General features: G+C 63.9%; 15 protein-coding genes. 8 read left to right on the top strand and 7 right to left on the bottom strand.

What is annotated here, in order from left to right; genetic code table 11:
- Positions 1-4: 4 nt before the first annotated feature.
- From cysW to BLT78_RS06345, 3 genes are all read left to right on the top strand, one after another.
- Positions 5-880, top strand: coding sequence for a sulfate ABC transporter permease subunit CysW (gene cysW, locus BLT78_RS06335; RefSeq protein WP_090348179.1), 876 nt, complete (start codon positions 5-7; stop codon positions 878-880).
- A gap of 3 nt (positions 881-883) precedes the next feature.
- Positions 884-1,873, top strand: coding sequence for a sulfate/molybdate ABC transporter ATP-binding protein (locus BLT78_RS06340; protein WP_090348180.1), 990 nt, complete (start codon positions 884-886; stop codon positions 1,871-1,873).
- Between the two features lie 624 nt (positions 1,874-2,497).
- Positions 2,498-4,021, top strand: a complete 1,524-nt coding sequence (locus tag BLT78_RS06345) for a BCCT family transporter (RefSeq protein WP_197673145.1) — start codon at positions 2,498-2,500, stop codon at positions 4,019-4,021.
- 88 nt (positions 4,022-4,109) lie between these two features.
- Here BLT78_RS06345 and BLT78_RS06350 read toward each other — a convergent pair whose 3' ends face one another.
- Both BLT78_RS06350 and BLT78_RS06355 read right to left on the bottom strand, forming a co-directional pair.
- Positions 4,110-5,339, bottom strand: a complete 1,230-nt coding sequence (locus BLT78_RS06350) for a DUF3422 domain-containing protein (protein ID WP_090348181.1) — start codon at positions 5,337-5,339, stop codon at positions 4,110-4,112.
- A 450-nt stretch (positions 5,340-5,789) separates the two neighbouring features.
- Positions 5,790-6,737: a LysR family transcriptional regulator gene (locus BLT78_RS06355; protein ID WP_331715148.1), complete on the bottom strand. Its 948-nt coding sequence runs from the start codon at positions 6,735-6,737 to the stop codon at positions 5,790-5,792.
- 99 nt (positions 6,738-6,836) lie between these two features.
- Between BLT78_RS06355 and BLT78_RS06360 the strand changes: the two genes are divergently transcribed.
- A complete protein-coding gene (locus BLT78_RS06360; RefSeq protein ID WP_090348183.1) occupies positions 6,837-8,183 on the top strand; it encodes an amidohydrolase in 1,347 nt (448 codons plus the stop codon).
- Between the two features lie 142 nt (positions 8,184-8,325).
- On the opposite strand, the gene BLT78_RS06365 is transcribed toward BLT78_RS06360, so the two are convergent.
- The 4 genes from BLT78_RS06365 to BLT78_RS06380 all read right to left on the bottom strand — a co-directional run bounded on the left by BLT78_RS06365 (position 8,326) and on the right by BLT78_RS06380 (position 15,205).
- Positions 8,326-9,720 carry an efflux transporter outer membrane subunit gene (locus tag BLT78_RS06365; RefSeq protein ID WP_090348184.1) on the bottom strand — a complete coding sequence of 465 codons (1,395 nt, stop codon included), beginning with the start codon at positions 9,718-9,720 and terminating at the stop codon, positions 8,326-8,328.
- Complete coding sequence (locus BLT78_RS06370; RefSeq protein WP_090348185.1) at positions 9,717-12,905, bottom strand: efflux RND transporter permease subunit; 3,189 nt, start codon at positions 12,903-12,905, stop codon at positions 9,717-9,719. Before BLT78_RS06370 ends, BLT78_RS06365 begins: the two co-directional genes overlap by 4 nt.
- A gap of 11 nt (positions 12,906-12,916) precedes the next feature.
- Entirely contained in the window at positions 12,917-14,155 is a 1,239-nt protein-coding gene (locus BLT78_RS06375; protein ID WP_090348186.1) for an efflux RND transporter periplasmic adaptor subunit, read from the bottom strand.
- 135 nt (positions 14,156-14,290) lie between these two features.
- Complete coding sequence (locus BLT78_RS06380; RefSeq protein WP_090348187.1) at positions 14,291-15,205, bottom strand: LysR family transcriptional regulator; 915 nt, start codon at positions 15,203-15,205, stop codon at positions 14,291-14,293.
- 170 nt (positions 15,206-15,375) lie between these two features.
- On the opposite strand from BLT78_RS06380, the gene BLT78_RS06385 reads away from it, so the two are divergent.
- Complete coding sequence (locus tag BLT78_RS06385) at positions 15,376-16,395, top strand: zinc-dependent alcohol dehydrogenase family protein (protein ID WP_090348188.1); 1,020 nt, start codon at positions 15,376-15,378, stop codon at positions 16,393-16,395.
- A 70-nt stretch (positions 16,396-16,465) separates the two neighbouring features.
- On the opposite strand, the gene BLT78_RS06390 is transcribed toward BLT78_RS06385, so the two are convergent.
- Positions 16,466-17,761, bottom strand: a complete 1,296-nt coding sequence (locus BLT78_RS06390) for a tyrosine-type recombinase/integrase (protein ID WP_172830768.1) — start codon at positions 17,759-17,761, stop codon at positions 16,466-16,468.
- Positions 17,762-18,060: 299 nt separating this feature from the next.
- Between BLT78_RS06390 and BLT78_RS06395 the strand changes: the two genes are divergently transcribed.
- The 3 genes from BLT78_RS06395 to BLT78_RS06405 are packed head-to-tail and all read left to right on the top strand — an operon-like array spanning position 18,061 to position 21,798.
- A complete protein-coding gene (locus BLT78_RS06395) occupies positions 18,061-19,884 on the top strand; it encodes a Mu transposase C-terminal domain-containing protein (protein WP_090348189.1) in 1,824 nt (607 codons plus the stop codon).
- Entirely contained in the window at positions 19,881-20,741 is an 861-nt protein-coding gene (locus BLT78_RS06400; RefSeq protein ID WP_090348190.1) for a TniB family NTP-binding protein, read from the top strand. The genes BLT78_RS06395 and BLT78_RS06400 overlap by 4 nt, the downstream gene beginning before the upstream one ends.
- A 16-nt stretch (positions 20,742-20,757) precedes the next feature.
- Positions 20,758-21,798, top strand: coding sequence for a TniQ family protein (locus BLT78_RS06405; protein ID WP_090348191.1), 1,041 nt, complete (start codon positions 20,758-20,760; stop codon positions 21,796-21,798).
- Positions 21,799-21,932: the final 134 nt, after the last annotated feature.

A 21,932-nucleotide genomic window follows, 5' to 3' on the forward strand; every position in this document is an offset into this window, starting at 1 on the left:
TGCCATGTCATCCGTAACCGTCGCCTCCGGCGCCGCACAGGGCAACGCCGCCCGCCGCGGCCATGCGCTGGGCCGCTCCCTGCTGATCGCCGGCGCCTGGCTGGTGTTCGCCCTGTTCCTGCTGCTGCCGCTCTACGTGGTGCTCGGCGAGGCGCTCAAGCAGGGCCTGGGCACCTTCTTCACCGCGATCCTCGAGCCGGACGCCATCGCCGCGCTGAAGCTGACCCTGACCGCCGTCGGCATCGCCGTGCCGCTCAACCTGGTGTTCGGCGTGGCCGCCGCCTGGTGCGTGAGCAAGTACGAGTTCCGCGGCAAGAGCATCCTGGTCACCCTGATCGACCTGCCGTTCTCGGTGTCGCCGGTGATCGCCGGCCTGATCTACGTGCTGCTGTTCGGCGCCCAGGGCTTCTTTGGCCCGTGGCTGCAGGAGCGCGACATCCAGATCATCTTCGCCGTGCCCGGCATCGTGCTGGCCACCGTGTTCGTCACCGTGCCCTTCGTCGCCCGCGAGCTGATCCCGCTGATGCAGGAGCAGGGCACCCAGGAGGAGGAGGCCGCGCGCCTGCTCGGCGCCAACGGCTGGCAGATGTTCTGGCACGTCACCCTGCCCAACATCAAGTGGGGGCTGATCTACGGCGTGGTGCTGTGCAGCGCGCGGGCGATGGGCGAGTTCGGTGCGGTGTCGGTGGTGTCCGGGCATATCCGCGGCGTCACCAACACCCTGCCGCTGCACGTCGAGATCCTCTACAACGAGTACAACCACGTCGCTGCCTTCAGCGTCGCCAGCCTGCTGCTGGCCCTGGCGCTGTGCATCCTGCTGCTCAAGCAGTGGAGCGAAAGCCGTCTGACCCGCCTCAAGTCGAATGCTGCCGAGGAATAAGCCATGAGTATCGAGATCCGCAACGTCAGCAAGCGCTTCGGCGCCTTCCAGGCCCTCAACGACATCAACCTGGAGATCCACAGCGGCGAGCTGGTGGCGCTGCTCGGCCCGTCCGGCTGCGGCAAGACCACCCTGCTGCGCATCATCGCCGGCCTGGAGACCCCGGACGTGGGCAGCATCGCCTTCCACGGCGAGGACGTCTCCGGCCACGACGTGCGCGACCGCAACGTCGGCTTCGTGTTCCAGCACTACGCGCTGTTCCGCCACATGACGGTGTTCGACAACGTCGCCTTCGGCCTGCGCATGAAGCCCAAGCGCGAGCGGCCGAGCGAGACGCAGATCAGGGCCAAGGTCCACGAGCTGCTCGGCATGGTGCAGCTCGACTGGCTGGCCGACCGCTACCCGGAGCAGCTCTCCGGCGGCCAGCGCCAGCGCATCGCCCTGGCCCGCGCGCTGGCGGTGGAGCCGAAGATCCTCCTGCTCGACGAGCCGTTCGGTGCGCTGGACGCCAAGGTGCGCAAGGAGCTGCGCCGCTGGCTGGCGCGCCTGCACGAGGAGATCAACCTGACCTCGGTGTTCGTCACCCACGACCAGGAGGAGGCCATGGAGGTCGCCGACCGCATCGTGGTGATGAACAAGGGCGTGATCGAGCAGATCGGCGCGCCGGGCGAGGTCTACGAGCAGCCGGCCAGCGACTTCGTCTACCACTTCCTCGGCGACTCCAACCGCCTGCACCTGGGCGACGCGGGCCACATCCTGTTCCGCCCGCATGAAGTGTCGCTGTCGCGCGAGCCGCTGGCCGACCACCGGGGCGCCGAAGTGCGCGACATCCGCCCGCTCGGCGCCATCACCCGGGTGACCCTGCGGGTCGAGGGGCAGGGCGAGCCGATCGAGGCCGAGGTGGTGAAGAGCCACGCCAGCCTGGTCGGCCTGCAGCGTGGCGACCGCCTGTACTTCCGTCCGGGCACCGACGGTCTGCGCCCGGCGCCCTGACGCTCGCCCCCGTGGTCGGGCCGGGGCCTTGCGCAGCACCCTGGTCCGAGCGCGTGCGTCCCCGCCGGCGATCCCGCCCCCCGGCGGCCCGAGCGGCCGCCCACCATCCCGCCCCCGCCGGGCGCCGTCTCACGCTGCACGGCCGCCCCAGTACACCCGCCAGCCCCGTCGTCGGGGCTGAGACGCGAGGTGTCGCGATTCGGTAACGAGTCCCGCCCGCCAACCAAGTATCGTTCAAGCCCGTCGGGCAGGTGGCGCAGCCGCGCCGTGCCTGTCCGGCCGGATCGTCGCAAGCGCGCGGCCTGCCGGGCTCCGGTCACTTCCGATCGGCTCCCGGCGAGGTGCGGTCGCCGCTCGTTGCGCCTGTCGGGGCGAGCCTGTGGCGGCCGCAGCCGTTCGGTCATGCTCCGGGAGGGCAAGGCGATCCGCAGGGGAGACGGGCAGCCGCCGGCACAGGCATGACGCCGGTGAGCGAGCCCGGAGCGTGCAGGCACGCGACTCGCCTTGCGCTCCCCATGGATAAAGTGCGCGCCGCTTGCGTGGCCGCCATACAATTTGAACAACAGGGGCCCATGCATGAGAGATTTACCCATCCACCAGCAGCCGGCGGGCGGTGCAGCAGACATGTCAGACAGCAACATCCGGCTGATGGGGTTCAACGTCCATCGCGTGATCTTCCCTGTCTCGATGCTCATCGTGACGCTTCTGGTCGTGCTGGCACTGAGCAGTCCGGCGCTCTCCGGTCAGACGCTGGAAGGCATCAAGAGCTGGGTCCTGCAGAACATGGACTGGTTCATCATGATCATGGGCAACCTGGCCGTGCTGTTCTGCGTCGGCCTGGCCATTTCGCCGCTGGGGCGGATCCGCCTGGGCGGCAAGGATGCCAAGCCGGAATTCAGCACCCTGTCCTGGTTTTCGATGATGTTCGCCGCCGGTATGGGCGTCGGCCTGCTGTACTGGGGCGTGGCCGAACCGGTGGCGCAGTACACCGAGTGGTGGAAGACGCCGCTCAACGTGGCCAAGCACACCCCCGAGGCGGCCCATGCGGCCATGGGCGCCACCGTGTTCCACTGGGGCTTCCATCCCTGGGCCATCTACCTGGTCACCGCACTGGTGGTCGGTTTCTTCGCCTACAACAAGGGGCTGCCGTTCGCCCTCAGCTCCGGCCTGCAGCCGCTGATCGGCAAGGCGTCCAGAGGGGTGATCGGGCAGATGGTGGATGTGTTCACCGTGGTGCTGACGGTGTTCGGTCTGGCCGCCTCGCTGGGCCTGGGCGCCATGCAGGCCACCTCCGGGCTGGCCCATGTGATGGGCCAGCCCAACTCGTTCGGCTGGCAGCTGCTGTTCATCCTCGCGGTGACCGGGCTGGCGGGCTTCTCCCTGTGGCGCGGGCTGGATGCCGGGGTCAAGCTGCTCAGCAACCTCAACATGCTGCTCGCCCTGGCGCTGTTCGTGCTGGTGGTGGTCGGCGTCGGGGTGATGACCTTCGGTGCCGGGGTGCTGAGCACGACCCTCGACTACGCCGAGTACTTCCTGCCGCTGAGCAACTGGATCGACCGTCCCGACCAGGAATGGCTGCAGGGCTGGACGGTGTTCTACTGGGGCTGGTGGTGCTCCTGGGGGCCGCTGGTAGGCGTGTTCATCGCACGGGTCTCCCGTGGCCGGACTCTGCGCCAGATGGTGGCGATGGTGCTGTTGGCGCCGACCGTGGCGGCCGTTCTCTGGTTCACCGCCTTCGGTGGCGGGGCGATCGCCCAGGTGATCGCGGGGTCCAGCCCCCTGGCCCAGGGGCTGAACGACATCAACCTTGCCATCTTCCAGTTCCTCGAAGCCCTGCCGATGCCGGCGATCACCTCGGGGCTGGTGGTCGTGCTGCTGGTGATCTTCATGGTCACCTCGGTCGACTCCGGAACCCTGGTGGTGGACAACCTGGCCGCCGGTGGCGATCCGGATACCTCCCGCGTGCAGCGCGTGCTCTGGCTGGTGATGATCGCCCTGGTGACCATCACCCTGTTCGTGATCGGCGGTGACACCGCGCTGAAGAGCATCCAGGCTGGCACGGTCGTCATGGGGCTGCCGTTCATGGCGCTGATGCTGCTGCTGATGATCGGCTTCCTCAAGGGTGTGTGCCAGGAAGCGCGCAGCTGATTCCGTTGCCGGATCCGTGCTCTGGCCAAAGCGGGCAGCCCGCTTGGCCAGAGCAGGATCGGTCGATTCGCCCGGGGGTTGCCTCTCCTCAGTGACGCTTGGCTCTTCGGATGTTCAGGAGGATGCCACCCAGGATCAGCAGCGCGAGCGGGGCAAGGCCGATGATGGCGGTCTTCGCGGGTATTTCCACGCCGAGGCTGTACAGGCCGGCATACAGCAGCTTGAACAGGCTCAGCAGGTAGTAGCTGATGGCGATGATGGACAGGCCTTCCACCGCCTTCTGGATCTTGATCTGGGTATCGGCACGGGCGCTGAGGCTGCTGAGGATCTCCGCATTCTGCTCCTCCATCTCGACCTGCACACGGGCCTGCAGCAAGTCGCCGAGGTTGGCCACGCTCCGGCCAAGACGCTCCAGGCGCTGGTCGGTGGCGGCGCAGTAGCGCACCGTAGGCCGGAAACGCCGCTCGATGAACACCCCCAGGCGCTGGCAGTCGCCGGTGCGGGACTCGCGCAGCTCGTTGATCCGCTCGGAGACGATCTTCGCGTAGGCCTCGGTCGCGCTGAAGCGTTGGCGGGTACGCGCGGTCATGCGCACGATGTGCGCGGAGAGCGCGGAGATGTCGGCCGACAAGTCCTTGGCGCTGCTGCTGCCCTCGGCGTTGAGGTCCGATAGCCGAGTAAGCTCCCGCTCGTACTCTCTGAGCTCAAGGCTAACCTTCTGGGCCACCGGCAGGGCCAGGGAGGCCATCATCCGGTAGGTTTCGATCTCGAACAGGCGGCGGATCATGCGTCCCAGCCGATAAGCGTTGAGGCATCGGTTGACCAGCAGGAGGCGGTTGATACCGTCCTCGGCGAGACGGAAGTCCGACCAGACGACCGCATCGCCGCCACCTATGTCGGAGCCCGCCGGATCCTTGAAGCCATAGTGGGCGGTGTCGCCAGCCCAGTGCTCGTGCGCCACGACCAGCACCTGATCGGCGTTGATCAGCAGATGCCGGTAGTCGGCGATCAGCGTCTCGAGCGCCGGCGGTGGCGGCGGCCAGTTGGCATCGCCAGCCTGCCTCGGCACCATCAGTGTGAGCGTGAAGAACTCCGTGTGGCGCTCCCACTTGAGGGTGGAATCGCCAAGGCGCATCAGCGCCTGCGAGTCGTTGGTCGCCAGCATGGTGTCGGCGGCCAGATTCAGGCGCTGCACCAGTGCATCGCAGACATGCTCGGTATCGGCGAAGGCGTAGTGGTAGACGTGGGCCGGCTCGCGGAAGTAGATGGATGGCCGGGAATGCAGTTCGTTGTGCAGGGCTTGTCGAAGAGGATGCATGTGGGCTTGCTGCGCTGGAGGGTTGTTCGGGGGACGTCAGTTGCTCACCTACGGGTCACCTCCTGCCCACGCTGGCGGTGCCGCTGGACACGGCGTGAGGCTGATTGAATGGTGGTACGGCTTCTGGTCTTTTTTCAACGATCAAGAGCGTTTTTTTAGACTTTCTACTTTCAAGAAAGCGCGGCTCCCGGCGTGGAAGTTCGACCAGGCCGGGGGCATGCGCCAACTCCGAGGCATGACATGAAGCCCGGCGGGGCACCTCGTTGAAGGTGCCGTAGGCGTCGGGCTGGCAGCTGCTGTTCGTGCGGGTGGTGGTCGGCTTCCTCAAGGGCGTGTGCCAGGAAGCGCGCAGCTGATTCGGCTGGCCGATCCCCGACTCTGCTCCTGACGCGCCGGAGCCGGGGACCGGCACGCTTTGCCCAGCAGGGCATGCCCGCGGGCGAACCACGCTCAATCGCCGCCGGCCGGATCCTCCGCGCACTCCTTGAAGTACGCGTGCACGAAGCGGCGAAAGAGCGTCAGCGCCGGCGACTCGCTGCGACCGGCGAGACTGACCAGCGCATACTGCCCGGTGCGTTCGACATGTGGCTGCACCCGCAGCTCATGCAGCCGGCCATCCGCCAGATGTGCGCGGGCGCTGGCGAAGATGCCGAAGAAGACCGCATCCGTGGCCTCGACGACCTCGAGCACGCTGCTCACATCCTCGCAACTGATCGTCATCAAGCGCTCGGGATGGGCGTCGGTACCCAGCTCGGTGACCAGGTTGCGGGCGATTTCGTCGCTCAGCGGCATGGACGCCACGGGGTACGCGCGCAATGCCTGCAGATCGGCCTGGGCAGGTTCGCGCAAGGGATGCCCGGCGCGGCAGACGAAACCGCCGCGCAGCGGCGGCAGCAGCTCGACCTGCAGATCGTCCGAGACGGCCAGGGCCCGGTGGTCGATGACGATGATGTCCACCGCCTCCTCGCGCAGGGACTGCAGCAGCCGGTTCACCGCACCGCGGGCCACCTTGACCCTGACGCGCGGATGCGCGGTCGCCATGTGGCGCAGGAACGGCGTCATCAGGATCGCGGCCGGCGTCGGCCCCAGACCGAGGCTGAGGTCGCCGAGCTGGCCGCTTTCCAGCTGCCTGATGCCGCGCTGCAATTCGGCGGCCTCGAACAGCATCCGCCGGGCATGGTCGACCACCTGTCGGCCATGGGCAGTGAGGATGTTGCGCTTGCCCAGGCGGTCGATCAGGCGCACCCCCAGCTCCTGCTCCAGGGCCTGCAGGCTGCGACTCAGCGCCGGCTGGGTCAGGCAGAGCGCATCGGCTGCCTTGCGGAACGACTGATGCTCGGCGAGCGCCACCAGGTGGCGAAGGTGATTGAGGTTCAAAGGATTACACCATGTAATCAAAATAATGAAAATTTAACATTAGACGCATCGTAAAGCGCTTTGTATGGTTAATCCAGCTGGCCACCGGGCCAGCATGATCGAGTGCTTCGGAGCAGAAAAATGACAAGAAAAAATCTGCAGCTCGCCGCCATCGGGCTGGCAACGAGCAGCATGTGGTTGAGCCTTGCCGCACCCGCCCAGGCCATCGAGGCGAGTGTGCTGACCAGTATCCAGTCCCGTGTCGGCGCCATCGAAAGCAAGATGATCGGCTGGCAGCGCGACATCCACCAGCATCCGGAGCTGTCCAACCAGGAGCATCGCACCGCCAGGCTGGTCGCCGATCACCTGCGCAGCCTGGGTCTCAAGGTCAGCACCGGTGTCGGTGGCACCGGCGTGGTCGGCATCCTCGAAGGCGGCAGGCCGGGCAGGGTGGTTGCCTTGCGCGCGGACATGGACGCCCTGCCGATCAAGGAGCTGACCGACCTGCCGTTCGCCTCCAAGGCCAAGGGCATGCACATGGGCAAGGAGGTGGATGTCATGCACGCCTGCGGGCATGACGGGCACACCGCCATCCTGATGGCGACCGCCGAAGTGCTGGCGGGCATGCGCGAGCAGATTCCGGGCACCGTCAAGTTCATCTTCCAGCCCGCGGAGGAAGGTCACTCCGAGGAGCCGCACGACGAGCATGCGCACATCGGCGCACAGGCGATGATCGACGCCGGCGTGCTGGAGAACCCGAAGGTCGACGCCATCTTCGGCCTGCATCTGATTCCGGCCTTCCCGACCGGCACGGTCGCCTATCGCCCCGGCCCGATCCTGGCCTCCGGCGACGCCTTTGCCCTGAAGGTCACGGGCAAGCAGACCCACGGCGGTTTCCCGTGGAACGGCATCGACCCCATCGTGAGTTCCGCACAGATCATCATGGGCATGCAGACCATCGTCAGCCGCCAGCTCAACCTGTCGCGCGAGCCGGCGGTCATTTCGATCGGCTCGATCCACGGCGGCAACCGGGAAAACATCATCCCGGAAAGCGTCGAGATGCTCGGCACCGTTCGCACCTTCGATGACGGCATGCGCGACGAAACGCTCAAGCGCATGCAGGTCACCGCCGAGTCCATCGCCCAGGCCAGCGGCGCCAAGGCCGAGATCAAGTTCCTCAAGCCGGCCTATGCCACCACCGTCAACGATGCCAGCCTGACCGAGCGTATGGCCCCGACCCTGCGCCAGGTCACCGGCGGCCAGGCGGTGATCGCGCCCAAGCTCAGCGCCTCCGAAGACTTCTCGGCCTATCAGAAGCAGGTGCCGGGCCTGTTCTTCTTCCTCGGCTCGACCGACCCGAAGCAGGACCCGAAAACCGCCGCGCCCAACCATTCGCCCTATTTCAAGATCGATGAAGCCGCGCTGGCCGTCGGTGCGCGCAGCATGGTGGCGTTGGCGCTGGACTACCTGAACTCGCCCAATCCTTGAGGCGCGGACGCCTGACCGCGCGAGTCGTGGCAGGCGTTCTGCGGAGCGCTCAGGCGGTTGTTGTGGCGCAGGGCGGCCAGCAGGTGGCAGCGAGGCATGACATGAAGCCCGGCGGGCTCCCCCGACCGGGCTTTGTCGTTCATCAGCTACTCGGCTGCCAGCCCCCGCCAAGCGCCTTGTAGATACCGACGATGCCGCGATACAGCTCGACCTCGCCCTGGGCCTGGGCATCCTCGGCGGCCAGCCGTTCGCGCTCGGCGTCGAGCAGCACCAGGAAGTCCACCACACCCTCGCGGTAGCGGATCGCCGCCTGCTCGGCGGCGGCGCGGCTGGCCTCCGCCTGGCGTACCAGCGACAGCAGACGCTGCTGGCGCTTGCCGTAGTCGCTGAAGGCGTTCGCGGTTTCCTCGAGGGCCAGCAATACCTGCTGCTCGTACTGCGCCAGCGCGCCGTCGGCCTCGGCCTCGGCGCCGCGCAGACGGGCACGCACGCTGCCGAAGTCGAAGGCCGCCCAGCTGAGCGTCGGCGCCACGCCCCAGGCGCGCGCATCTGCGGCGCCCAGCTGCGAGCCGCGCCCGGCGGTGAAGCCGAGGAAGCCCGCCAGGCTCACCCGCGGGAACAGGTCGGCGGTGGCCACCCCGACATTGGCGGTGGCGGCCGCCAGCTGGCGTTCGGCCACGCGGATGTCGGGACGGCGGCGCAGCAGCTCGGCGGGATCGCCGATCGGCAGGGCCTTGGCGATCACCGGCAGCGGCTTGGGCGCCAGATCCACGTTCAACTGCTCCGGCCGCTGGCCGAGCAGGGTGGCGATGCGATGGCGGGCACGCGCGGCCTCGGCCTGCAGCTGCGGCAGGCTGGCCTCGGTGGCGGCCAGACGGGCGTCGCTGCGCAGCACGTCCAGTTCGCTGCCGACGCCGGCATCGCGCAGCTGCTCGATCAGGTCACGCGACTCCTGCTGATTGTGCAGGTTGGCGCGGGCGATGCGCTCGCGCAGCTGGGCGCCGCGCAGGTTGCCGTAGGCATCGACCAGCTCGGCGATCAGGCTGACCTGCAGCTGGTACAGCGCCGCCTCGGCGGCCTCGCTCTGCGCCGCGCTGGCCTCGATCTGCCGCTGGATGCGGCCGAACAGGTCGAGCTCCCAGGCCATGTCCAGGCCGAGGTCGTAGCGCTCGACCTGCACCCGCTGCTCGCCGAAGCCGGGCTGCTGGGACTTGCCGAAGTCGCCGCTGGCGCGGCTGGTGACGGTCGGCAGTCGGTCGTTGGCCGCATCGTCGCGCAGCGCGCGGGCCGCCTGGAAACGGGCGAAGGCCACGCGCAGTTCGCGGTTGCCGTCCAGCGCCTGCGCCACCAGCTGGCTCAGGGTCGGGTCGTCGAACTGCCGCCACCAGGTCGTCTCGAAACGACTGCGATCGTAGCCAGCGGCTTCCAGGCTGCCCAGCTGCGCCGGCGCGGGGGCCGGCGCCTGGTAGTCCGGGCCGACGGCGCAGGCGGAGAGGGCCAGGGCCAGCAGGGCCGGGGCGAATGCCTTGTGGATCATGCGTGAGCTTCCTTCAGTTGCGGTGCGCGGGCAGCCTTGCGCGCTTCGCGCCGCTCCACCACGCCGCGGATCAGCACGTAGAACACCGGGGTCAGCAAGAGGCCGAAGAAGGTCACCCCGATCATCCCGGAGAACACCGCCACGCCCATGGCATGGCGCATCTCGGCGCCGGCGCCGGAGGACAGCACCAGCGGCACCACGCCCATGATGAAGGCGATGGAGGTCATCAGGATCGGGCGCAGACGCAGGCGGCAGGCTTCCAGCACGGCGGCGACGCGATCCATGCCGGCCTCCTGCAGCTCCTTGGCGAACTCGACGATGAGGATGGCGTTCTTGCAGGCCAGGCCGACCAGCACGATCAGACCGATCTGGGTGAAGATGTTGTTGTCGCCGCCGCTCAGGATCACCCCGGCGATGGCCGAGACCAGCACGGTCGGCACGATCAGGATCACCGCCAGCGGCAGGCTCCAGCTCTCGTACTGGGCGGCCAGCACCAGGAAAGCCAGCAGCACGCAGAGCGGGAAGATGAACACCGCGGTGTTGCCGGCGAGGATCTGCTGGTAGGTCAGATCGGTCCACTCGTAGCTCATGCCGTTGGGCAGTTCGGCCGCGAGCAGCCGGGCGATGGCGGCCTCGGCCTGGCCCGAGCTGTAGCCGGGGGCGGCCGCGCCGTTGAGTTCGGCGGTGATGAAGCCGTTGTAGTGCATCACCCGGTCGGGGCCTGCGCTGTCTTGCACCTTGACGAAGGTGGACAGCGGGATCATCTCGCCACGGTCGTTGCGCACCTTGAGCTGGCCGATCTGCTCGGGCTCGAGGCGGAACTGCTGGTCGGCCTGGACGTTGACCTGGTAGGTGCGGCCGAAGCGGTTGAAGTCGTTGGCGTACAGCGAACCCAGGTACACCTGCAGGGTGTCGAAGATGTCGCTGATCGCCACGCCGTGGGTCTTGGCCTTCTCGCGGTCGATGGCGGCATCGACCTGCGGCACGTTGACCTGGTAGCTGGTGAACACCGACATCGGGTTCAGCTCCGGCAGCTGGCGCGCCTTGGCGATGATGTTCTGGGTCTGCCGGTACAGCTCCTCGTAACCGAGGCCGCCGCGATCCTCCAGCTGCAGGCGGAAGCCGCCGATGGTGCCGAGGCCCATCACCGGCGGCGGCGGGAAGATGGCGATGTAGGCGTCCTGGATACCGGCGAACTGCCTGTTCAGCTCGGCGGCGATGGCGCCGGCGGACATCGACGGATCCTTGCGCTCGTCGAACGGCTTGAGCGGGGTGAACACGATGCCGCTGTTCGGGCTGTTGGTGAAGCCGTTGATCGATAGGCCCGGGAAGGCCACGGTGTCCGCCACGCCGGGGTGCTGGCCGGCGATGTCCGACATGCGCTTGATCACCGCCTCGGTGCGGTCGAGGGTGGCGGCATCCGGCAGCTGGGCGAAGGCGATCAGGTACTGCTTGTCCTGCGGCGGCACGAAGCCGGTCGGAGTGCTCGAGAAGCCGAGGTAGCCGAGGCCGAGCAGGCCGCCGTAGATCAGCATGGCGATCGAGCTGCCGCGTAGCACGCGACGCACGCTGCCGACGTAGCCGTGACTGGCGCGCTCGAACAGACGGTTGAACGGGGCGAACAGCCAGCCGCCGAGCAGGCGGTCGAGCAGGCGCGAGAAGCGGTCCCTGGGCGTGTGGTGGTCCTTGAGCAGCACGGCGGCCAGGGCCGGGGAGAGGGTCAGCGAGTTGAATGCCGAGATCACCGTGGAGATGGCGATGGTCAGCGCGAACTGCTGGTAGAACTGCCCGGTCAGGCCGGAGATGAACGCGGTCGGCACGAACACCGCGCACAGCACCAGGGCGGTGGCGATGATCGGCCCGGTGACTTCCTTCATGGCCTGGCGGGTCGCCTCGACCGGCGACTTGCCCAGACCGATGTTGCGCTCGACGTTCTCCACCACGACGATGGCGTCGTCGACCACGATGCCGATGGCCAGCACCAGGCCGAACAGTGACAGGGCGTTGAGCGAGAAGCCCAGCAGGTGCATCACCGCGAAGGTGCCGATCAGCGACACCGGCACCGCCGCCAGCGGGATGATCGAGGCGCGCCAGGTCTGCAGGAACAGGATCACCACCAGCACCACCAGCACCACGGCTTCGAGCAGGGTGTGCACCACCGCCTCGATCGAGCCACGGACGAAGATGGTCGGGTCGTAGACGATCTGGTAGTCCACGCCCTGCGGGAAGTTCCGCTTCAGCTCGGCCATGCGCTGACGCACCGCGTCGGAGATCGCGATGGCATTGGAGCCGGGACGCTGGAACACCGGGATGGCCACCGCCGGCTGGTTGTTCAGCAGCGAGCGCAGGGCGTACTGGCTCGAACCCAGTTCGACGCGGGCGATGTCCTTCAGGCGGGTGATTTCGCCCTGCGCGCCGACATGCACGACGATGTTCTCGAACTCCTCCTCGCTGACCAGGCGGCCCTGCGCGTTGATCGACAGCTGGAAGCTGTTGCCGCCCGCCACCGGCGGGGCGCCGAGCGCGCCGGCCGCCACCTGGCGGTTCTGCTCGCGGATGGCGGCGACCACGTCGCTGGCGGTGAGGTTGCGCGAGGCGACCTTGTTCGGGTCGAGCCAGACGCGCAGCGAGTAGTCGCCCATGCCGAACAGCTGCACGTCGCCCACGCCGTCCAACCGCGCCAGCTCGTCCTTGACGTTGAGCGCGGCGTAGTTGGACAGGTAGAGCATGTCGTAGCGGTTATCCGGCGAGGTCAGGTGCACCACCATGGTCAGGTCGGGAGAGGCCTTGTCCACGGTCACGCCGAGGCGCTGCACTTCGGTCGGCAGGGTCGGCATGCTGCGGGTGACGCGGTTCTGCACCTGCACCTGGGCGTTGTCCAGGTCGGTGCCGAGGGCGAAGGTGACGGTCAGGCTGAGCTTGCCGTCGTTGGTCGACTGCGAGGACATGTAGAGCATGCCCTCGACGCCGACGATGGCCTGCTCCAGCGGCGCGGCCACGGTCTCGCCGATCACCTTGGGGTTGGCGCCGGGGAAGTTGGCGCGCACCACCACGGTGGGCGGCACCACTTCCGGGTACTCGCTGATCGGCAGCTGGAACAGCGAGATGCCGCCGCCGATGAGGATCAGCAGCGACAGCACCGCGGCGAAGATCGGCCGCTGGATGAAGAATTGCGAGAAGTTCATGGCGCTCTACCTCAGCTGCGCGGCACGCGGCTGCCGTTGTCGGTCTGTCTGGCGACTTGCGGGTGCCCGGCGCCGGCGGCCTGGCGCAGGCGATCCAGTTCGGCCAGGGTCTGCTCGTCGGCCATGGGCACGCTCTGCGGTTCGACCTGGGCGCCGGGGTGGGCGCGCTGCAGGCCGTTGACGACGATCTGCTCGCCCCTGGCCAGGCCCTGGCGGACCACGCGCAGCCCGTGCAGCTTCGGCCCCAGCTCGACGGCGCGGTATTCCACGGCGTTGCCTGCGCCGAGCACCAGGACGAACTTCTTGCCCAGATCGGTGCCGACCGCCTCGTCCTTGATCAGCGTGGCCGCGTAGCTGCTGCTGGCGACCAGTTTCAGGCGGGCGTACAGGCCGGGGGTGAAGCGGCCGTCACGGTTGTCGAACACGGCGCGGCCGCGGATGGTGCCGGTACGCGGGTTGACCTGGTTGTCGAGGAAGTCCAGACGGCCCGCGTGGGGATGGCCGCTCTCGCTGGACAGGCCGAGATACACCAGGTTGCCGCCGCGGGCATCGGTGCCGGCCTGGCGGGCCTGCTCGAGGTACTCGAGGTAGACGCGCTCGTCGGCATCGAAGTAGGCGTAGGCCCGATCGGTGGACACCAGCGAGGTCAGCAGCGTCTGCCCGCCACTGACCAGGTTGCCGGCGGTGACCTCGACGCGGCTGACGCGGCCGTCGATGGGTGCGGTCACCCGGGTGAAACCGAGGTCGAGCCGGGCCTTCTCCAGCTCGGCCTGGATCGCGGCGGCCGCCGCCTGCGCCTCGGTTGCCGCGCTTGCGCGAGCCTCGGCCTGCTCGGCGGAGATGGCGTTGCTCTGGCGCAGGCGCTCGCCGCGACGGGCCTCGCTGGCGGCGCGGGTCTGGTTGGCGCGCGCCTGCTGCAACTGGGCCTGCAGGCGCTTGACCTCGGCCTCGAACGGGCGCGGATCGATCTGGAACAGCAGGTCGCCTTTCTTCACCAGGCTGCCTTCGACGAAGGCCACGCGGTCGACATAGCCGGACACCCGCGGGCGGACCTCGACCGACTCCGGCGCCTCCAGGCGGCCGGTGAACTCGTGCCAGTCGTTGACCGGCTGTTCGATGACGGCGGCAACGCTGACCTGGGCCGGCGCCGCTGCCTGCTGATGATCCGCAGCCTTGCCGCAGGCGCCGAGCGCCAGCAGGGCGGCCAGGGCCAGAGGCCGGTGCAGGGTCAGGGGGATGGAATAGGCCATGGGGGACTCCGCCGCTCGCAATTGTGGATTGGGGCGAAGTCTGCGGCGTGGACTCCCCATCGACGAATCGAATGGGGCGAAAGCGATTATCAGCGGCAGTGATGATGGTGGGGCGGCGGGGCTCTGGGACGCGGCTTACAGGCTGTCGGGATCGCCACAGAACATCTGGATGCGCGAGCGCAGCCAGCGCTCGGCCGGGTCGTGGTCCTGGGCGGCGCGCCAGGCCATGTGCAGCTCGAAGGGGCCGCTGTCGAGCGGCAGCGGCTCGGCGCGCAGGCCGCCGGCGGCGGTCAGCGCGGCGGCGGTGTAGTCGGGCACGGTGGCGACGATGTCGGTGCCGGCGAGCAGCGCGGTCAGGCCGTTGAACTGCGGCACGGCGAGCACCACCCGGCGCTGGCGGCCGAGCTTGGCCAGTTCGTCGTCGATGTAGCCGCCCAGATCGCCGGCGAAGGACACCAGCGCATGCGGACGGGCACAGAACTCGTCGAGGCCGAGCGCCCCCGGCACGCTATCGGCGCGCAGCAGGCGCGGCCAGGTGCGGCGCAGCACCTTGCGCTTGGCATTGGCCGGCAGCTCCTCGGTGTAGGCGACGCCCACCGAGATCTCGCCGGAGGCCAGGTGGCCGGTTATCTGCAGGTAGTTGGTGCGGCGGATCACCAGCACCACGCCGGGCGCCTCGGCGCGCAGGCGCTTGATCAGCGGCGGCAGCAGGCCGAACTCGACGTCGTCCGACAGGCCGATGCGGAACACCGCGGTGCTGGTCGCCGGGTCGAAGTCGGCGGCGCGGCTGACTGCGGTGGAGATGGCGTCCAGCGCCGGGGTGAGCAGGGCGAAGATCTCCTGCGCCCGCGCGGTCGGCTCCATCTGCCGGCCGCTGCGCACGAACAGCGGGTCGTCGAACAGGCCGCGCAGGCGGGACAGCGAGGCGCTGATCGCCGGCTGGCCGAGGAACAGCTTTTCCGCCGCCCGGGTCACGCTGCGCTCGTGCATCAGCGTCTCGAAGACGATCAGCAGGTTGAGATCGACGCGGCGCAGGTCATTGCGATTCATGCTGAAACCATTCCTTGTGGGGCTGCATCAGGCTAATACCGCCCTCGCCAATATGCGAGCGGTGCGCTTCCATCAGTGCCGGACATGGTGACTATCGTCCGCATGCAGGTGGTATCGGCGGGCAAGCCCGGCTAAAGTCCCGGCCATGAGGGTTGCAGGCGAGGTAGGCGATGTCCCGCATCATCCGTTTTCACCAGTTCGGCGCAGCCGAGGTACTCAAGATCGAGGAGCGACCGTGCCCACGTCCGGCCGCCGGCGAGGTGCTGGTGCGTGTCGAGGCGATCGGCGTCAGCTGGTACGACGTGCTCTGGCGGCAGAACCTGGCCAGCACGCCGGCGCAACTGCCGGCCGGTCTCGGCCACGAGTTGGCCGGCGTGGTGCTGGAGGTGGGCGAGGGCGTCGACGACCTGGCGGTCGGCGACCGGGTCGCCAGCTTCCCCGCGCACAGCGCCAACCACTACCCGGGCTATGCCGATGAAGTGGTGCTGCCGCACCAGGCGCTGCACCGTTACCCGCCGCAGCTCAGCGCTCTGGAGGCCTGCGGCCACTACCTGCCGGCGCTGACCGGCTGGTTCGGCCTGGTCGAGCTGGCCGCCCTGGTGCCGGGCGAAAGCGTGCTGGTCACCGACGCCAGCCAGTGCTGGGGGCCGACCATCGTGCAACTGGCCAAGGCCCTCGGCGCCCGGGTGATCGCCGCCACCGAGCTGGGCGAGGACCGCGACTACCTGCGCGAGCTGGGCGCCGATCAGGTGATCCTCACCGAGGAACAGGATCTGGTCACCCGCATCAACCAGCTGACCGAGGGTCGCGGCGTCGAAGTGGTGATGGACGCCCTCGGCGGCCCGCAGATGAGCCTGCTCGGCGATGCCCTGGCGCCGCGTGGCCGCCTGGTGCTGTACGGCCTGCTGGGGGGCAACGAGACCCACTTTCCCGCCTGCGCCGCGTTCCAGAAGAACATCCGCTTCTTCGTCCACTGCATCGGCAACTTCACCGGCAAGGAGGAACTGGGCATCCCCCAGGACCGCGCCGCCGTGGCCCGCGCCCTGCAGGACATCGACCGGCTGACCGTCGCTGGCCAGCTGCGCCCGCAGATCAGCCGGGTGTTGCCCTTCGAGCAGGTCGTCGAGGCCCACCGCTTCATGGAAACCTGTCCGCCGCGCGGCCGGGTGGTGCTGCAGGTGGGGGCATGAGGCGCGACTGAGCGCGCTTCCATGCCGCACTGACCCCGGGCCAGGCAGCGCCGACCCGGCGCAACGGTCGTCAATCCTTGATGCGCAGGTTCTTCACCGAATGTGCGCGCTGCTCGTCCAGCGAGTTGTAGTAGGTGTTCTGCGTGGTGCTCAGGCTGTTGTGGCGCAGGTCGGCCTGCAGGTCCTTCATGTCGCGGTGCGGGGCATCGAAGGTGGCCGAGGTATGCCGCAGCCAGTGCAGCGAGGCCGAGCGCAGGTGGTCGACCTCGTCGTTGCTCCAGCCTTCGTCCACCATGCGCTCGAGCGCGCGATCGAACACCTGCTGCAGCAGCAGGCGCAGGTGGCGGTCGGACAGCCCGGCGCGGCCCTGGAGGGTGGCGAGCAGGGGATGGGTTTCCTGGGGCGAGGGCAGGGCAGGCAGGCCCAGATGGCGGCGATAGCGGGTCAGGTAGAGGTTGATGTAGTCGTCGCGCACACTGATCTTGGCCGCCTTATTGCCCTTGCCGACCACGTGGAACCACCAGTTGCCGGTGGTATCGCGGCGGAAGTCGCCCATGGTCGGCTCCCAGTTGTCGCGGCCGACCAGGTCGGACACCCGCAGGTACATGGCGAACAGGGTGGCGAGGATGAACAGCGTGCGCTCGTGAACCTCGGGCTCCTCGTCGGCCATGCGTTCGGCGGTCTCGATCACGTAGCCCCATTGCAGCTGGGTCAGCGAGCGGCCGGAGACGTCCAGGGTGTTGCGCTGCTTGTAGATGGATTTCTGCTTGACCGCACGGAACGGATTGACCTCGGTGAGGCCTTCGTCGATGGCGTGCTGGAAGAAGCTGCCGCAGACAGCAAACACCTGCGCCACCGAGCCCTGGGACATCCGGTAGGGACGGCTTTCCACATCGGGGGCTGCCGGTCCGGCCAGCGCGCGGTTGCGCTTGGGCAGGGTCATGCTGAAGGGCCGCCAGGCCTCGTTGACCGCGTAGGTGTCGGATTCGAGCTTCTTGCGGCCACCGATGCGCACGAAGCGCGAACGGACCATCGGGCCGACCCAGTCCTTGGGCGGGCGCAGGCAGAACTCCATGAAGGCCTCGGCGTCGCGGCGGCGCAGATCGAGCAGCGGCTTGCGGGCGATCAGCAAGGCCCACAGCAGCAGGCGCTCGACATGGGTGCGGTAGGAATTGAAGGTCGGCTCATTGCCGGCGTAGGACTTCAGGAAACCGCGAACCGCCTGGTAACCCTCGGCGGCCTGCAGTTCGCGCGGGAAACTGGCGAGGTAGTCGCGCACGATCGGCAGTTCCGCGCTGAGCTGCTGGAAGTTCAGCTCGAGAAAGCGGCTGTAGGTCTCGAACAACGGAAACGGGACGGTGGACATGCGGACCTTGTGGGCGGAAGACTGTGAGTTGATCGGTGCCGGAGCGCGCGTCGTCACCAGCGGTACGTTGAACCATTATATGCAATATCCGGGTCTGGCCGTTATCGGATATTGCATTCGTAGAGGGACGTTGTGGCGCCTGACAATAAAAAGCACTAATTTCTTTTGTGAAAAAACAATAACTTAGCGCATATCCAGTCTAAAAAGGATACTAAATTTGCGCAAATCCTACCTGCGGTCTACTTTTTAGACAGGCAGCGCGAAGGCTTGATTATGCAGCTTAAAATTGGAGCTGAGTTATGGTCAAGGAACTTGAGCCCGGAGAGGTGGTGGTCGCAAAGGGAAGGCTCGCCACGATCCAGCAAGTATTCAGCCCAAAAAACATAAGGGTCATAATCAATTCTTCTGGCGCTGCACTGATGGTTTCGCTGTGCGATATAGAGAGAATTGACAAAGATTATGTAAGTGGCGCCAAAGTGCAAGGTGAATTGAGTCTGGATGCCAATGACTATAGTCCTGAGCAGTTGTCGCTTTTTGCTGAGCGTTACGATGCAGTTAAAAGATGGCGGGGCGGAGAACTTTCAACTAGCGAAATCAGTGCTGCGCTGGGCATATCCAAAAGTTATTTTTTTCGATTAGCCAGGATGTTTGATGAGGACCTTGGCCCGCTATGCATGGCTCTCAGGCAGAGGGGGAGGAAGGCGGGCGTAACCAAGTTGGACGAAAACATCGAAGTAATAATTATCGATGCGATCAAAAAAAACTACAAATCAAGAGCTTCCAGTTACAGCAAGGTATGGTTAGAGGTTGATGTCACCTGCAAGGAAAAAGGTTTGCGTTCACCCTGCAAAGACACCGTTCTGCGACGCGTAAAGTCTATCCTCTCGGAGAAGGAACGAGCCAAGATTAAATATGGAAAAGATGCTGCTGCGCAAAAGTACTCGGCTCGTGCAGGCAAAAAGAACATCTTAAGACCTCTAGAATGGGTGCAGATGGATCACACTCTAGTAGACATAATACTTCTGGCGGATGATCGCATCAATGTCATTGGACGGCCTTGGTGGACAGTTGTAATAGATTTGAGAACAAGGGTTATCCTTGGGTACTACCTTAGCCTTCATGTGCCGTCTGCCATTTCGGTTGCAAGTGCCTTAAGTCACAGCATTTTACCAAAAACCGAGTTTGCTAAAAGATTGGGATTGGAACCAGAAGATTACCCTTTCCATGGCAAGCCTGATGTAGCGCATATGGATAACGCTGCTGAATTCACAAGCCCAAAGTTTAAATCCGGCTGCACGTCTTTTGGGATAGATCCGGTGTATAGACCGATTGGCAAGAAGCATTATGGCGGCCATGTCGAACGCCTGATCGGAACTATTATGACGACAAAAGTACATTTTTTGAAAGGTACTACAATGTCGAATGCTGTGGCGCGCAGAGGAATTGATAGTGAAAATGACGCTACTATGACTTTTTCAGATTTCGTTCGATGGTTTGCGCGAGAGGTTGTTGTCTATCACTCAACAGTGCATTCCGAACTAAAAATTAGCCCGAGACAAGCATGGAACGATTACTTTGCACCCAACGGCGGCGTTCCCTATCCGCCGAAAATCTCTAATCCAGATAAACTAAGGCTCTACTTTATGCCGGAGGAAACTCGAAAAATAAATCCCGAAGGCATCAATCTTCATGGCGAAACCTATTGGGATCCTGTGTTGGCACCATTTGTTGGTACGCCGAATGCTGTTGTGAAATACGACCCATTCAATCTGAACGAGATTTGGGTAAAGTTAAATGGAGAATTTTGCTCTATTCGCCTGTCTGACTTGACGCGTCATGCCTCAAGTTATGAAGAGTATAGAGCAAGCAAATTTCATCGACAGGCAATTCGGGCAGGATCAATTGATAATCCTGGAGGGCTTAAGGCGTACAGGGAAAAGCAAGAAATCGAAAAAGAAAGCGCCACTCTAACAAGAAATGAAAGGCGCCGACATGCGGCGGAAAACGCTTACCACGAAGCCTACCCGGCTTCAGTCAAAGACACTTCAGCGATAACTGCTGAGGCATCGAGACCTGACTATACGGTTCGTCCTAAAAAATTTGGTACGGAGGATCAGGAATGAGCTTCGAGCACGTCAGGCCAGATATGCGCAAGTATCTGTCTGCTGATATTGATACGCGCATCAGTGTCATGCACCAGGAGCTATGGGTTGACAACAATTCTAGCGAAGCTGTTTTTCGCATAATGAACAATATCGCGGATGTCCCAAATAGGATGAACGCCCCTGCGCTACTTGTGGTAGGGCCGGGCGGTTCTGGGAAGACTGCGATTATATCGAGGATCCCAAAGCGCGTAAAAAATAGCAACGGATTATTGATGATATCCATGGCTGAAACGCCCGAGATAAAAGTTAAAAAAAGCTTGAGGGTTGAGCTCGCGCTGGCCCTCGGCCTGCCTCTAAGTTCGAGCTCGAGATCGATATCCGGATCAGAAATACCCAACGAAATCAGAGAAGTTATTAAATTAAGAAAAATTTGGGGCGTGGTTGTCGACGAATTTCATGATGCGCTTTTGAGGCCCAAGCAGGAACAGCGTGTCAATATGTCGATACTCAAGAAATTGCTAGGAGCAGAATATGGATTGAAGTTATTCTGCTTTGGCACAGTGAGTGCACGGAATGCGCTGCAGTCCAACGATGAATTTAAAAGAAGATTCCATGAGGTTACGCTTGGAGATTGGACTGAGGACGAGGCATTCCGGGCATTTCTGTTAGAGGTTGAGGAGTCGCTTCCTTTGCAAAAACCCTCAAATCTGTATTCTGAGGAGATGGTGAAATCCATTTTGTCCATTGCATATGGGCGAATGGACAAGACGCTTGAGTTAATTCGTAGCGCTGCGTGTTACGCAGTTAAACTAGGGGCTGAGCAGATTAACTTAGAAATGTTGCACCGTGCTGCTAAGAATCCTTGGGGCTACTAAGGGCCTGGCCATTTCTATGATTAAGTTTCGCGGACTTCCTAGGCCAGTTTACGATGAAACATTTACATCTTGGATCTCAAGATGCGGGAATGCTAAGCATTCTAGATTGCCCAGCCTTTTGGATGTGCGGGTAAGCGAAAGTATTAGTGGCGGCCGTTTTTCCCATGAGGATCCTGACTTTGATTTTGAGTCCGCATATGTCTTGTCTGCAGTCAGGTTGATTGGTGTAGATTTAGCCAGAATTAAATGTGGATTCTCGCCAAACACAAAATGGGTTCTCCCATGGCACCAGAGAAAGCATTACTGTCCTGATTGTCTGATTGAAGATATCCGTGATGGAAGAAACCCATCTTGGAGAAAGTCATGGTGCTATGCATTCAGTAGTCACTGTCAATTCCATAAGAGGCAACTAGTAGAGTTTTCCGGCAAATTATCTGTTGATAAGGCATGGGATGCCTTTGTGGAATATGTAAACTTTAATAACACATCTTCAGAGACAAGCTCTAAGTGGGCCTCAGTTGCGCCGACAAAGCTTCGCTACTTGCTGCATCTTAAATCTCTTCGTCTCGCTGGGGTTGGTCCGTCATCATGCTGTAAAAAAGATAATATCTTGAGCACTTTTGATTGCTTTAAGATTCTGACTCAGATATTTCTTCAAGCGCGCACTACTCGAACCCCGCCAGGGGCTGCTAGGCATCTTTTCTTTAGTGGTCGGCTTACAATTAATAGATCAATTTTCGGTTATCCTGATGTGCTGGAGATTGGCGCATTAGAAACCAACGCTCACGAGCGCATGTGCGGAGTAATTTTGTCTGGATTTATATTATCATTCTACAGCAAGAAAGATCTAGAGCTTGCTGGAGGTATATATTCATATACTGGATATCATTTCCCGGAAGACAAGTATCGCTTGGGATTTCTGGCTTTTGATCTCGCCTCGCAGCAGGACTATTTGTATGTGAAGTCTTTGTTTGACAAAATTCCATCGTCGATTTTGAATGACATCAAGCGATTTATTGAGGGGATTGATGCAGCGAACTTGCGAAGGTTCTGCTAGATACTATCTGATCTCCTAAATGCACCATGACTTCCCAGGACTGCACACTTAGAGAAATGGGCAGTTTGATTGGGGCGGAAGCAATGTTCATAAACTGATCACAATCTGTACGTGCAAGGAGTTTGCTGCGCGAC

The organism is Pseudomonas oryzae (assembly GCF_900104805.1).
In the GTDB taxonomy this organism is placed as follows: Bacteria; Pseudomonadota; Gammaproteobacteria; order Pseudomonadales; family Pseudomonadaceae; genus Geopseudomonas; species Geopseudomonas oryzae.

Coding starts and splice junctions, on each gene's coding strand:
- cysW (WP_090348179.1), top strand. CDS start 5: ATGTCATCCGTAACCGTCGCCTCCGGCGCCGCACAGGGCAACGCCGCC.
- BLT78_RS06340 (WP_090348180.1), top strand. CDS start 884: ATGAGTATCGAGATCCGCAACGTCAGCAAGCGCTTCGGCGCCTTCCAG.
- BLT78_RS06345 (WP_197673145.1), top strand. CDS start 2,498: ATGTCAGACAGCAACATCCGGCTGATGGGGTTCAACGTCCATCGCGTG.
- BLT78_RS06350 (WP_090348181.1), bottom strand. CDS start 5,339: ATGCATCCTCTTCGACAAGCCCTGCACAACGAACTGCATTCCCGGCCA.
- BLT78_RS06360 (WP_090348183.1), top strand. CDS start 6,837: ATGACAAGAAAAAATCTGCAGCTCGCCGCCATCGGGCTGGCAACGAGC.
- BLT78_RS06365 (WP_090348184.1), bottom strand. CDS start 9,720: ATGATCCACAAGGCATTCGCCCCGGCCCTGCTGGCCCTGGCCCTCTCC.
- BLT78_RS06370 (WP_090348185.1), bottom strand. CDS start 12,905: ATGAACTTCTCGCAATTCTTCATCCAGCGGCCGATCTTCGCCGCGGTG.
- BLT78_RS06375 (WP_090348186.1), bottom strand. CDS start 14,155: ATGGCCTATTCCATCCCCCTGACCCTGCACCGGCCTCTGGCCCTGGCC.
- BLT78_RS06380 (WP_090348187.1), bottom strand. CDS start 15,205: ATGAATCGCAATGACCTGCGCCGCGTCGATCTCAACCTGCTGATCGTC.
- BLT78_RS06385 (WP_090348188.1), top strand. CDS start 15,376: ATGTCCCGCATCATCCGTTTTCACCAGTTCGGCGCAGCCGAGGTACTC.
- BLT78_RS06390 (WP_172830768.1), bottom strand. CDS start 17,761: ATGTCCACCGTCCCGTTTCCGTTGTTCGAGACCTACAGCCGCTTTCTC.
- BLT78_RS06395 (WP_090348189.1), top strand. CDS start 18,061: ATGGTCAAGGAACTTGAGCCCGGAGAGGTGGTGGTCGCAAAGGGAAGG.
- BLT78_RS06400 (WP_090348190.1), top strand. CDS start 19,881: ATGAGCTTCGAGCACGTCAGGCCAGATATGCGCAAGTATCTGTCTGCT.
- BLT78_RS06405 (WP_090348191.1), top strand. CDS start 20,758: ATGATTAAGTTTCGCGGACTTCCTAGGCCAGTTTACGATGAAACATTT.